The following is a 12,019-nucleotide window of genomic DNA, read 5'->3' on the forward strand; positions in this document are numbered from 1 at the left end:
GTGGCGCTTCGTTGCGCTGGCGAACTTTCCGCCAGGCCCAACGGTCACTTACTGTGCAGTTGTTTTTTCGGACTAATGAAGGGTGATCGAATGGAAAGTATCAGCCTGTTGCTGAATGAAGCCTTGAGCCCGTACCAGGTCACGCTCACTCCCTCCGGTACCAAGGGCGAGTGCCTGGTGACGCTGAAGAACCGCTCGGGCGCCATCATGGTCGAGCGAGCGTTCAATCAGGCCCAATTGGCCGACAAGCGCCAACTGACTGACGTGGTCGATGGCCTGCATCGTGACGTGATGATTGCCGAAGGCCGCTTGGAGCCTTGCGTGATTGCGGCATTGCGCAATCTGGCGCGCGACAAGGTCATGACCGTCCCGAATTGAGCGACATTTCCTAGGGAACCTTCCTACACCCTGGTGAGTCAGACCTTTTACCAACAAGAGCAAGCATTGTGCTCCGGTGCTTGTCGCTTGTTGTACTGACCTGAATGGTCACGTTTAACCCCGAGTTGTCTCCCCACTTCTCGGGGTTTCTTTTTGCCTGGCGTTCAGGCCTTGGCGCGGCCACTCGACCGCGCTGAATCTGGGTGGGAGCGGGCTTGCTCGCGATGGCGTCGCGTCAGCCAATTCCGACGTCAACGGACACACCGCAATCGCGAGCAAGCTCGCTCCCACAATGGATCTATGGTGAATTCGAGATTTTTGTTCACAGCAGATCCACGGTCGCATCAAACAGCACCATCGGCCCGCAGTTTGGCGATTTGCTGTGCATCGTAGCCAAGCTCACCGAGCACCAGCGCATTGTGCTCGCCCAACGCCGGTCCGACCCATTCGGACGTGCCAGGTGTTTCCGAGAGCTTCGGGATGATCCCAGGCATCTTGAACGCCTTGCCGTCCGGCAGCTTGGCCTGCAGGAACATTTCCCGGGCGAGAAATTGCGGGTCGCTGAACATGTCTTCGGCACTGAAAATCCGACTGGCCGGGACTCCAGCCTGGTTCAACTGTTCGATGACAGCCTCCAGCGGCAGTGAGTTGACCCAACGATCGATCACGCCGTAGAGCTCGTCGCGGCGACTGTCGCGTCCATCATTGCTGGCCAGTTGCGGGTCGTTGGCCAGGTCGTCACGGCCGATGATTTGCATGAAGCGCTTGAAGATCGCATCACCGTTGGCGCCGATCTGTACGTGCTTGCCGTCGGCGCTGGTATGGATGGACGATGGGGTGATGCCGGGCATGATGTTGCCGGTGCGTTCGCGAATGAAACCGAACACATCGAATTCCGGCACCATGCTTTCCATCATGGCGAATATCGCTTCATACAGCGCCACGTCCACCACTTGTCCGGTGCCGCCATTCACCTCGCGATGACGCAAGGCCATCAGCGCGCCGATCACGCCCCAGAGCGCGGCAATGGAGTCGCCGATGGATATTCCTGTACGCACGGGTGGGCGATCCTCGAAACCGGTGATGTAGCGCAAGCCGCCCATGGATTCGCCAACGGCGCCAAACCCGGGTTGGTCCTTCATCGGCCCGGTCTGGCCGAAACCGGAAAGCCGGACCATCACCAGTTTCGGGTTCAGTGCGTGCAACACGTCCCAGCCCAGGCCGAGCTTTTCCAGCACGCCGGGGCGAAAGTTCTCGATCAGGATGTCTGCTTCACCGATCAGCTGTTTAAGGATCGCCAGGCCTTCGGGATGCTTGAGGTTCAACGTCAGGGATTTTTTGTTGCGCGCCTGGACAAACCACCACAAGGACGTGCCTTCATACAGCTTGCGCCATTTACGCAGCGGATCGCCGCCGTCGGGCGATTCGACCTTGATCACCTCGGCGCCGAATTCACCGCAGATGCGCGAGGCGAAAGGGCCAGCGATCAGGGTGCCGAGTTCGATGACCTTGACGCCGGCAAGGGGTTTGGCAGTAAGCGACATAACGAATCCTTGTAGGACAAAGGCGGAACGAGAACAGCGTTTTATCATAGGCCAAGGTCAGTCGCCGCAGGTTGATGGTCGGCAATTCGTGGATTGTCCGTGTCATCGGTTAGACTTGCCGCCTTTCCTCGTATCAAGAAGCCCGTTCATGGCCCAGCCGTCCACGACCTACAAGTTTGAACTGAACCTCACCGACCTCGACCGCAGTGTGTATGAGAGCGTGAAGCAGACCATCGCCCGCCATCCTTCGGAAACCGAGGAGCGCATGACCGTGCGCCTGCTGGCCTACGCGTTCTGGTACAACGAGCTGCTGTCGTTCGGTCGTGGTCTGTCAGACGTCGATGAGCCCGCCTTGTGGGAAAAAAGCCTGGACGATCGCGTGCTGCATTGGATCGAAGTCGGCCAGCCGGACGCCGAGCGCCTGACCTGGTGCTCGCGCCGCACCGAGCGCACCAGCCTGCTGGCCTATGGCAGCCTGCGTGTCTGGGAAGGCAAGGTGATTCCCGCCGTGAAGACGCTGAAGAACGTGAACATCGCCGCCGTGCCCCAGGAAGTCCTCGAAACCCTGGCCCGGGACATGCCCCGGGTCATCAAGTGGGACGTGATGATCAGCGAAGGGACGATTTTCGTGACCGACGACCGTGGCCAGCACGAAGTGCAGCTGCAGTGGTTACTGGGCGAGCGTGGATGATGGGCCATATTGCATAGATTCACCGTGGCGAGGGAGCTTGCTCCCGCTTGGGGGCGCAGCGCCCACAAGAGGAGGGCCGCTGCGCGCTGGAGCGCCAACCCGGCCCAGCGGGAGCAAGCTCCTTCGCCACAAGAATTCCCACTTTAAGAGAAGTTTTCGTCTTTCCCCATGCGCATAGAACCCCGCCAGTTACCCGACACCCTGCCATTCCTCGGTGACCTGCCGCCGCTGTTGACCCGCCTGTACGCCGCCCGAGGCGTGCAATCTGCGGTTGAATTGGATAAAAGCCTGGCACGCCTGATCCCTTACCAGCAGCTCAAGGGAATCGACGCCGCAGTAGACCTGCTGGTGACGGCGCTGGAACACCGGCAGCGCATCCTGATCGTTGGCGATTTCGATGCGGACGGTGCGACCGCCAGCACGGTAGGGGTATTGGGCCTGCGCCTGCTCGGTGCGGCCCATGTCGATTACCTGGTGCCCAACCGCTTCGAATATGGCTACGGATTGACTCCGGAAATCGTTGAAGTCGCCCTGGAGCGCGAGCCGCAATTGCTGATCACCGTGGACAATGGCATTTCCAGCGTCGAAGGCGTGGCGGCGGCGAAAGCCGCGGGTCTCAAAGTGCTGGTCACCGACCACCACCTGCCCGGCCTCGAATTGCCGGCGGCTGATGCCATCGTCAACCCGAACCAACCGGGTTGTGATTTTCCCAGCAAGGCACTGGCGGGCGTCGGCGTGATTTTTTACGTGCTGATGGCCCTGCGGGCACGCTTGCGCAGCCTGGGCTGGTATGCCACCAAGCCCCAACCGAACATCGGCGAGCTGCTGGACCTGGTGGCGCTGGGCAGCGTCGCCGACGTGGTTCCTTTGGACGCCAATAACCGGATCCTGGTGCACCAGGGCCTGGAGCGTATTCGCGCCGGCCGCGCCCGTCCCGGGATCAAGGCGATCCTCGAAGTGGCCAAGCGCGACCCGTCGCGTATCACGTCCACCGATCTCGGTTTCATTCTCGGCCCGCGACTGAATGCGGCGGGGCGCCTGGATGACATGAGCCTGGGCATCGAATGCCTGCTCACCGATGACCCGACGCTGGCGCGGGAAATGGCGGCGCAACTGGATGGCATGAACCAGGACCGCAAGTCCATCGAACAGGGCATGCAGCGCGAAGCGCTGGCCCAGCTCAAGGATTTGCCGGTGGAGTCGATGCCGTTCGGTTTATGCCTGTTCGATCCGCAGTGGCACCAAGGGGTCATCGGCATTCTCGCGTCGCGGATGAAAGAGCGGTATTTCCGTCCGACCATTGCCTTTGCCGATGCTGGAGACGGTTTGCTCAAAGGCTCCGGCCGCTCGGTGCCGGGTTTTCATATTCGTGATGCGCTGAGCGTCGTTGCCGCGCAGCATCCAACGCTGATCAGCAAATACGGCGGTCATGCCATGGCGGCGGGGCTGACGTTGCCCGAGGCAAACTTTCCGATGTTCGCCGAGGCATTTGACGCGGAAGTGCGCAGGCAATTGCGTGAAGAAGACCTGACCGGCCGGCTGTTGTCCGACGGCACCCTGGCGGTGGAGGAGTTCCACCTGGAACTGGCCCGGGCGCTGCGTCACGCCGGCCCTTGGGGCCAGCATTTCCCGGAGCCGATGTTCCATGGCGTGTTCCAGTTGGTCGAGCAGCGCGTGGTGGGCGAGCGGCACCTGAAGGTCATCCTCAAAAGCGAGTGCGGCTCGGTGAAGCTCGATGGCATCGCCTTTGGCATCGACCGCGAGATCTGGCCAAATCCTACGGTGCGCTGGGTCGAACTCGCCTACAAGCTCGACCTCAACGAGTTCCGCGGCCAGGAAACGGTGCAGTTGATGATTGCCCATATCGAACCGCGGTAGACACCCCTCATATCCTGTGCCCGGCCTCTGTGGCGTGGGTGCTTGCTCCCGCTGGACGCGCCAGCGTCCCCTTGCGATGTGATGGCTGGAATTCAGGGGGCCGCTTCGCGACCCAGCGGGAGCAAGCTCCCTCGCCACAAAATGCGAGCAAGCCTCGAGCGAGTGGCGTTGCGTCACACCGTCAGTTTTTCAGGTCTGAACCCTGCTTCCTCCCAGGTTGTCGACTAGTCTCTAAGCACTGCTTGATAGCCCTTGTGACGTCTTGTCTGTTTCTTTGCCCGCGGGGGCGGGTGTTGCGCCTTTTGTCACTCGTCGACTTTTCAAACAGAACCCTGGAGCCTGCCCACTGATTCGAGAGGTGCCCCATGAGTCTGCTGCTGGAACCCTATACCCTTCGTCAACTGACCCTGCCCAATCGCATCGCGGTGTCGCCGATGTGCCAGTATTCGAGCGCCGATGGCCTGGCCAACGATTGGCACCTGGTGCACCTTGGCAGCCGCGCCGTGGGGGGCGCCGGGCTGGTCTTCACTGAAGCCACCGCCGTCACCGCCGATGGTCGCATTACCGCCCAGGACCTGGGCTTGTGGAACGACGAACAGATCGAGCCCCTACAGCGCATCACCCGTTTCATCACCGCACAAGGGGCCGTGCCGGGCATTCAACTCGCCCACGCCGGTCGCAAGGCCAGCACCTGGCGGCCGTGGCTGGGCAAGCATGGCAGCGTCAAGCCGGAGGACGGTGGCTGGGTGCCGGTCGGCCCGTCGTCGATCGCCTTCGATCCGCAGCACACCCAACCGGTCCAACTGGACGAGGGGCAGATCGCCGACGTCATCCAGGCATTCGTGGACGCGGCCAAGCGCGCCTTGACCGCCGGCTTCAAGGTCGTCGAGGTCCACGCGGCCCATGGCTATCTGCTGCATCAATTCCTTTCGCCGTTGAGCAATCAGCGCCGCGATCAATATGGCGGGTCGTTCGAAAATCGCATCCGGCTGGTGTTGCAAGTGACCGAAGCGGTCAGGGCTGCCTGGCCTGAAGAGCTCCCGGTATTCGTGCGTGTCTCCGCCACCGACTGGGTCGAAGACGGCTGGAACCCGGATGAAACCGTGGAATTGGCGCGACGCTTCAGGATGCTGGGGGTGGACTTGATTGACGTGTCGTCGGGCGGCACCGCCGCGAATGCGGAAATTCCCACCGGCCCGGGCTATCAGACGCGCTTCGCCGAGCGGGTACGCAAGGAGTCGGAAATCGCCACCGGCACCGTGGGCATGATCACCGAACCGGCCCAGGCCGAGCACATCCTGCGCACCTGCCAGGCCGACATCATCTTCCTCGCCCGCGAACTGTTGCGTGATCCATATTGGGCGCTGCATGCCGATGATGACCTGGGCGGACGCAAGGCCACCTGGCCGGCGCAGTACCAGCGGGCGACGCATCGGGACCAGCCGATCCATGAGTCGGATTTGCGGGATTGAGGGCCTGATAAAACAAAAAGCCCCGGTCAGTATTGGCCGGGGCTTTTGTTTATCGGGCTGGATTATTCGGTGGTTGGACCGGCCTCATCGCAAGCAAGCTCGCTCCCACAGTGGAGTTGTGTTGTTCACATATCCCCCTGTGGGAGCGAGCTTGCTCCGGGCGGCGATCCGACGATTGGGCCAGTCCAGACACTCGATTACTGTCAGGGATACTTACGCTTATCCGGCGCCGGCGGAAAGTACTGGTACAACCAGGTTTCGCTCAAGGTCCGGTCCTTGGAGCGAATGAACAGCCGCATCTCCACCGGGTCCACGCGATCGTCGGTCGGGTACCAGTCAAAGGTGATGCGGTAGCCCTTGATCGAATCCAGCACCAGCACATTGAAATCCTTCACTTCGCCGTGGGAGCAGGTCACCACCGGTTCGATGCCGGTGCCCGGTGGCAACTGGTCGAGGCCGCCGCCGCTGAAGTCCACGGCAAAACGCCGCGCCCAGACGGTCGGGTAATGCTCGCCGGGTGCCCAGCCTTCGATGAAGCCGCCCATGCCGGAACGGGTCGCATCGACGTGCGCCAGGTCCGTGCTGACCGGAGGCAAGGCGCTCCAGTAGAGCTTGTAGCCGTAGTTCAGCGAATCACCGGCGGCGACGGGTTTTTTCGGTGTCCAGAACGCGACGATGTTATCGAGGGTTTCGCCAGTGGTGGGAATCTCCAGCAGATCGACGGAGCCCTCGCCCCATGCGGTCGTAGGTTCTACCCACAGGCTTGGACGTTTGCTGTACCAGTCGACGGTGTCCTGGTAACTGTCGAAGTCATGGTCGGTCTGCACCAGGCCGAAGCCTTTCGGGTTCTTGTCGGCGAAGGCGTTGAACTGCAGGGTCGCGGGATTGTTCAGCGGGCGGCAGACCCACTCACCGTTGCCGCGCCACATGGCCAGCCGGTCGGAATCATGGATTTGCGGGTGAATGGTGTCGCACATGCGTCGTTCGACGGTGCCGCAACTGAACATGCTGGTCATTGGCGCAATACCCAGTTGCTCGATGGCGGTACGGGCGTTGATATGCGCGTCGATTTCCATGACGACCCGCGTCGGTTGGCAGTCGATGTCAAAACGATAGGCACCGGTGGCACTAGGCGAGTCGAGCAACGCGTAGACCACGAAACGGGTGCTGTTCTTTTCCGGGGTTTCGAACCAGAACTTGGTGAAATCCGGAAACTCCTCGCGCTTCTTGGCGTAGGTGTCGATGGCCAGGCCACGGGCTGACAAGCCGTACTGGCCGCTGGCGTCGACGGCGCGGAAATAACTTGCGCCGAGGAAGGAAACGATATCGTGGCGGTCCAGCTCCGGTGCCTTGAACACCCGGAACCCGGCGAAACCCAGGTCACCGGTCAGTTGCGAGGTGTTGACCGTGGTCTTCTCATAATTGAACAGCTCCGGACGGAAATGCACCTCCCGGGCCATGCGCGTCTTCGCATCGACGCTGTACATGCGCACTGGCTGCTTGAAACCCATGCCGACGTGGAAGAACTGGACATCCAGCTGGCCGTCCACCGCGTTCCACAGCGAATGGTTGGCGTCGTACTTGATGGCGTTGAATTGCAGGGGCGACATCTGCGCCAGGGTGGGCGGCAGGACTTGCTTGGTGTCGGTGTAGGGGCTCCTGGCCAACTGCCGGGCCTGGTCTTTCAGCGCATCGAAATCGAACGGCCGGGCTTCGCCATCGGCTGCCTGATCGGCCGCCCAGGCGCGTGCAGCCATGAGCCCGGAAGCTGAGAGCCCGGTGTAGGCGGCAAAGGCCATGGAGGCCTTGAGCAGGTTCCTGCGGTGCATAAATACAACCTTCTATCGAAACAATCCCGCGCCGATCCTGGGAACAGGGATTGGTATTAGGGTTCGGACATGCCTTTGGCCAAACGCGACGGACGTTAGAACAGATACCTGAGAGCTGGATCGGTTCACCGAGGCGCAAAATCATAGGGCAAATGATGGGATCGAGAGATGGCAATGCGGGGTTCGGTCAAACTTTCTTACAGAGTTTTCTTTTTTTTACGGCGTTTCGGCGTTTTTTGACTAATTACTCTAAAAAACGCTTTTCACGCTTGGAATCCTCCTTATTCTTTAGCGAGATAGCCGGCATAACCGTTCACCAGGCGCTATCAGGCCAACGACGCAACGAAGGACAAGTCATGACGAAATTACAGGGCATCACCGAAATGCTGGGCGTTTTTCCCGGCCTGGGCATCAAGCGTCGGTCGCGCCGGCTTAGCCTGGAGGAATTGAGGTTGGTCGAGCGCTATCGAGAGTTGTCGGAAAACGACCGGATCGCCATGCGCTACCTCGTAGACGCGATGCGGCGTGTCTCGCAGTTTTGAACACGCTATTTCAAAGGAGAGCGTTATGTCGTCAACGGTAGCAAGCAACGGACGGGTGACCATTCCCAAGGCTATTCGCGAGGCCCTGCAATTGGTTCCGGGGTGTACTGTCGAATTCAGCATCAATGCGCTTGGCGAAGTGGTGTTACGTGCCGTGAGACACCCTGTGGCAAGGGATTGGGCCCAGGATTGCTTCGAGGTCACCCATGGCAGGGCGAAGATGAAGCGGCGTACAGGCGAGTTGATGGCGCGATTGCCTGCCAGATACAAATGAAGTGAGTGTGTTGCCATGGCCGTTAAAAAAACACGACCGGACATTGTCGTCCGGTCGTGAATCAACTGTATTTCGGCTCAGTGCTTGAACATCACATGCCGCACCACCGTGTAATCCTCCAGCCCATACATGGACATGTCTTTGCCGTAGCCGGAGCGTTTCTGACCGCCGTGGGGCATTTCGCTGACGAGCATGAAGTGAGTGTTCACCCAGGTGCAGCCGTATTGCAGTCGCGCTGACAGGCGATGGGCACGGCCGACGTCGGTGGTCCATACCGATGAGGCCAATCCATAGTCCGAGTCGTTGGCCCACGCCAATACTTGCGCTTCATCGAGGAACGGGGTGACGGACACCACCGGGCCGAAGACTTCGCGGCGGACGATTTCGTCGTCCTGCTGGGCGTCGGCCAGCACCGTGGGTTCAAAGAAGAAACCGTTGCCGTCCACGGCCTTGCCACCGGTGATCAGGCGGATATGCGGCTGGGCGATGGCCCGCTCGACGAAAGCGGCCACGCGGTCGCGATGCTGGGCGGTGATCAGCGGGCCCATTTCGGTGTCGGGCTCGTTCTGCAAACCGTACTTGATGCTGCTGACCGCAGCGCCGAGTTTCTCGACGAACCGGTCATAGATGCCTTGCTGGGCGTAGATGCGACAAGCGGCGGTGCAATCCTGGCCGGCGTTGTAGAAGCCGAAGGTGCGGATGCCTTCCACGGCTGCGTCGATGTCGGCGTCATCGAAAATGATCACCGGGGCTTTCCCACCCAGCTCCATGTGCATGCGCTTGACGCTGTCGGCAGTGCTGGAAATGATGTTCGAACCGGTGGCGATGGAACCGGTCAGCGATACCATCCGCACTTTCGGGTGGGTAACCAGCGGATTGCCGACGGTTTGCCCACGGCCGAAGACCACGTTGAGCACGCCGGCGGGGAAAATCTGCGCGGCCAGTTCCGCCAGGCGCAATGCGGTCAGCGGGGTCTGCTCCGACGGCTTGAGCACCACGGTGTTGCCGGCGGCCAGGGCTGGAGCGATTTTCCAGGCGACCATCATCAACGGGTAATTCCACGGCGCAATGGAAGCGATAACCCCCACTGGATCACGACGGATCATCGACGTGTGCCCCGGCAGGTATTCGCCGCCCGCCGAACCGCTCATGCAGCGGCTGGCGCCGGCAAAGAAACGGAACACGTCGGCAATCGCCGGGATCTCGTCGTTCAACGCGGCGCTGAAGGGTTTGCCGCAGTTGTCCGATTCCAGCTTCGCCAGTTCCTCACCGTTGGCTTCGATGGCGTCGGCCAGCTTGAGCAGCAACAGGGAGCGGTCCTTGGGTGGCACTTGCGACCAGGATTCGAAGGCGCTGTCGGCGGCACGCACGGCGGCATCGACCTGGGCCTCGCTGGCTTCATTGATTTCCACCAGGACCCGACCCAGGGCCGGGTTGAATACCGCCTGGCCAGGGCCTTCGCCGTTGACCAGATGGCCGTTGATCAGCAGTTTGGTTTGCATGTCCTTGTCCTCTTGAATGGTTTCCAAGTCCCCTGTGGGAGCGAGCTTGCTCGCGATAGTGGTAGGTCATTCACCTTTGCAGCGACTGACACGACGCATTCGCGAGCAAGCTCGCTCCCACAGGATTGCGGTTCCTGCGATGAGCGATCTTCATTGATTATTTCCCGCCACTCCCCGCCACGCTTTCACCCCCGCGCGTCAGGTAATACGCGCCCAATATCGGCAACATCGTCACCATCATCACCAGCATCGCCACCACGTTGGTCACCGGCACGTCGCGAGGGCGGCTGAGCTGGTTGAGCAGCCAGAGCGGCAAAGTGCGCTCGTGGCCGGCGGTGAAGGTGGTGACGATGATTTCGTCGAACGACAGGGCAAACGCGAGCATCCCGCCGGCCAGCAGCGCCGACCCCAGGTTAGGCAGGACGATGTAGCGAAAGGTCTGCCAGCCGTCGGCGCCCAGGTCCATCGAGGCCTCGATCAGGCTGTGGGACGTGCGGCGCAGGCGGGCGATAACGTTGTTGTAGACGATCACCACGCAAAAAGTCGCGTGCCCGACAATGATGGTGAACATCCCGGGCTCTATGCCCAGGGTCTTGAACGTTGCCAGCAGGGCGATGCCGGTGATGATTCCCGGCAGGGCGATCGGCAGGATCAGCATCAGCGAAATGCCCTGTTTGCCGAAGAAGTCCCGGCGGTACAGCGCTGCCGAGGCCAATGTGCCGAGCACCATGGCAATCAGCGTCGCGACAGCGGCGACCTGCAAGGACAGCTTGATCGCCTCCAGCACGTCGGGGCGCGAGAAGGCCACGCTGAACCACTTCAATGTCAGCCCCTTGGGCGGAAAGCTGAACGCAGCGTCTTCGGTATTGAAGGCATACAGGAAGATGATCAGGATGGGAAAGTGCAGGAACACCAGCCCGCCCCATGCCGCGATCCGCAAGCCCCACGACGCTTGAGAGTCAGAGTGCATCGAAAGCCCCCAGTCGCTTGACGATGGAAAGGTAGATGGCGATCAGCACGATGGGCACCAGCGTGAACGCCGCGGCCATGGGCATGTTGCCGATGGCGCCTTGCTGGGCGTAGACCATGCTGCCGACGAAATACCCTGGCGGTCCCACCAGTTGCGGCACGATGAAATCCCCCAGGGTCAGCGAGAACGTGAAGATCGAGCCGGCGGCAATTCCCGGGATCGACAACGGCAGGATCACTTGCATGAACGTCTGGCGGGGCTTGGCGCCAAGGTCCGCCGAGGCTTGCAGCAGCGACGGCGGCAGACGCTCCAGGGACGCCTGGATCGGCAGGATCATGAATGGCAGCCAGATGTAGACGAACACCAGGAAGCGCCCCAGGTGTGAGGTGGACAAGGTGCTGCCGCCCACGCCGGGAATCCCCAGCACGAACTGCAACACAGGGCCCAGGCCCAGGTGCTGGACGAACCACTGCGCCACGCCGCCCTTGGCCAGCAGCAGCGTCCAGGCATAGGCCTTGACGATGTAGCTGGCCCACATCGGCAGCATGACCGCGATGTAGAAAAACGCCTTCGTCTTGCCGCTGGTGTAGCGCGCCATGTAATAGGCAATCGGGAAGGCGACGATGGCGCTGGCGATGGACACCACGATTGCCATGGCCAGGGTGCGCACGATGATGTCGAAATTCGACGGTTGGAACAGCGCCGCGAAATTCGCCAGGGTCAGGTCCGGCGTGACCGCCATGGTGAAGTCGTCGAAGGTGTAGAAACCCTGCCACAGCAAGGTCAGCAGCGAACCCAGGTAGATTGCGCCGAACCAGATCAGCGGTGGCACCAGCAACATCGACAGGTACAGGTTGGGGCGTCGGTACAGCACGTTGGAAAAACGCCGCAGCGGTGAGCCGGGGGCGGGCGTTCGCGTGAGGGCCAAGGTATTCATTT

At 61.1% G+C, this 12,019-nt stretch carries 11 protein-coding genes; 6 read left to right on the top strand and 5 right to left on the bottom strand.

Translation table 11 applies throughout. The features are described 5' to 3' along the window. The first annotated feature begins 90 nt into the window (after positions 1-90). Positions 91-378 (top strand): DUF3509 domain-containing protein, encoded by a 288-nt coding sequence (locus tag JMN22_RS13335; RefSeq protein WP_030139552.1) that lies wholly within the window; start codon positions 91-93, stop codon positions 376-378. A 344-nt stretch (positions 379-722) separates the two neighbouring features. Here JMN22_RS13335 and JMN22_RS13340 read toward each other — a convergent pair whose 3' ends face one another. Continuing rightward, positions 723-1,922, bottom strand: a complete 1,200-nt coding sequence (locus JMN22_RS13340) for a CaiB/BaiF CoA transferase family protein (RefSeq protein ID WP_030139551.1) — start codon at positions 1,920-1,922, stop codon at positions 723-725. Between the two features lie 148 nt (positions 1,923-2,070). Between JMN22_RS13340 and JMN22_RS13345 the strand changes: the two genes are divergently transcribed. From JMN22_RS13345 to JMN22_RS13355, 3 genes are all read left to right on the top strand, one after another. Continuing rightward, entirely contained in the window at positions 2,071-2,613 is a 543-nt protein-coding gene (locus tag JMN22_RS13345) for a YaeQ family protein (RefSeq protein ID WP_030139550.1), read from the top strand. Between the two features lie 168 nt (positions 2,614-2,781). Continuing rightward, positions 2,782-4,491 (top strand): single-stranded-DNA-specific exonuclease RecJ, encoded by a 1,710-nt coding sequence (recJ, locus tag JMN22_RS13350; protein ID WP_198796312.1) that lies wholly within the window; start codon positions 2,782-2,784, stop codon positions 4,489-4,491. A 365-nt stretch (positions 4,492-4,856) separates the two neighbouring features. Further along, the gene (locus JMN22_RS13355; protein WP_198796313.1) at positions 4,857-5,963 is read left to right on the top strand and encodes an NADH:flavin oxidoreductase/NADH oxidase; all 1,107 of its coding nucleotides are present in this window, start codon (positions 4,857-4,859) and stop codon (positions 5,961-5,963) included. 203 nt (positions 5,964-6,166) lie between these two features. Here JMN22_RS13355 and JMN22_RS13360 read toward each other — a convergent pair whose 3' ends face one another. Continuing rightward, positions 6,167-7,792 carry a glucan biosynthesis protein D gene (locus tag JMN22_RS13360; RefSeq protein ID WP_198796314.1) on the bottom strand — a complete coding sequence of 542 codons (1,626 nt, stop codon included), beginning with the start codon at positions 7,790-7,792 and terminating at the stop codon, positions 6,167-6,169. A gap of 356 nt (positions 7,793-8,148) precedes the next feature. On the opposite strand from JMN22_RS13360, the gene JMN22_RS13365 reads away from it, so the two are divergent. Both JMN22_RS13365 and JMN22_RS13370 read left to right on the top strand, forming a co-directional pair. Then, entirely contained in the window at positions 8,149-8,334 is a 186-nt protein-coding gene (locus JMN22_RS13365; RefSeq protein ID WP_030139546.1) for a hypothetical protein, read from the top strand. 25 nt (positions 8,335-8,359) lie between these two features. Continuing rightward, the gene (locus tag JMN22_RS13370; protein WP_030139545.1) at positions 8,360-8,608 is read left to right on the top strand and encodes an AbrB/MazE/SpoVT family DNA-binding domain-containing protein; all 249 of its coding nucleotides are present in this window, start codon (positions 8,360-8,362) and stop codon (positions 8,606-8,608) included. A 77-nt stretch (positions 8,609-8,685) separates the two neighbouring features. Here JMN22_RS13370 and JMN22_RS13375 read toward each other — a convergent pair whose 3' ends face one another. From JMN22_RS13375 to JMN22_RS13385, 3 genes are all read right to left on the bottom strand, one after another. Further along, positions 8,686-10,110, bottom strand: a complete 1,425-nt coding sequence (locus tag JMN22_RS13375) for a gamma-aminobutyraldehyde dehydrogenase (RefSeq protein WP_198796315.1) — start codon at positions 10,108-10,110, stop codon at positions 8,686-8,688. A gap of 157 nt (positions 10,111-10,267) precedes the next feature. Next, positions 10,268-11,080 (bottom strand): ABC transporter permease, encoded by an 813-nt coding sequence (locus tag JMN22_RS13380; protein WP_030139543.1) that lies wholly within the window; start codon positions 11,078-11,080, stop codon positions 10,268-10,270. Continuing rightward, positions 11,070-12,017, bottom strand: coding sequence for an ABC transporter permease (locus tag JMN22_RS13385; protein ID WP_030139542.1), 948 nt, complete (start codon positions 12,015-12,017; stop codon positions 11,070-11,072). Before JMN22_RS13385 ends, JMN22_RS13380 begins: the two co-directional genes overlap by 11 nt. Positions 12,018-12,019 lie beyond the last annotated feature (2 nt).

The sequence above is a fragment of the Pseudomonas sp. HB05 genome, assembly GCF_016756915.1.
GTDB classification, from domain to species: Bacteria; Pseudomonadota; Gammaproteobacteria; order Pseudomonadales; family Pseudomonadaceae; genus Aquipseudomonas; species Aquipseudomonas alvandae.

Coding starts and splice junctions, on each gene's coding strand:
- JMN22_RS13335 (WP_030139552.1), top strand. CDS start 91: ATGGAAAGTATCAGCCTGTTGCTGAATGAAGCCTTGAGCCCGTACCAG.
- JMN22_RS13340 (WP_030139551.1), bottom strand. CDS start 1,922: ATGTCGCTTACTGCCAAACCCCTTGCCGGCGTCAAGGTCATCGAACTC.
- JMN22_RS13345 (WP_030139550.1), top strand. CDS start 2,071: ATGGCCCAGCCGTCCACGACCTACAAGTTTGAACTGAACCTCACCGAC.
- recJ (WP_198796312.1), top strand. CDS start 2,782: ATGCGCATAGAACCCCGCCAGTTACCCGACACCCTGCCATTCCTCGGT.
- JMN22_RS13355 (WP_198796313.1), top strand. CDS start 4,857: ATGAGTCTGCTGCTGGAACCCTATACCCTTCGTCAACTGACCCTGCCC.
- JMN22_RS13360 (WP_198796314.1), bottom strand. CDS start 7,792: ATGCACCGCAGGAACCTGCTCAAGGCCTCCATGGCCTTTGCCGCCTAC.
- JMN22_RS13365 (WP_030139546.1), top strand. CDS start 8,149: ATGACGAAATTACAGGGCATCACCGAAATGCTGGGCGTTTTTCCCGGC.
- JMN22_RS13370 (WP_030139545.1), top strand. CDS start 8,360: ATGTCGTCAACGGTAGCAAGCAACGGACGGGTGACCATTCCCAAGGCT.
- JMN22_RS13375 (WP_198796315.1), bottom strand. CDS start 10,110: ATGCAAACCAAACTGCTGATCAACGGCCATCTGGTCAACGGCGAAGGC.
- JMN22_RS13380 (WP_030139543.1), bottom strand. CDS start 11,080: ATGCACTCTGACTCTCAAGCGTCGTGGGGCTTGCGGATCGCGGCATGG.
- JMN22_RS13385 (WP_030139542.1), bottom strand. CDS start 12,017: ATGAATACCTTGGCCCTCACGCGAACGCCCGCCCCCGGCTCACCGCTG.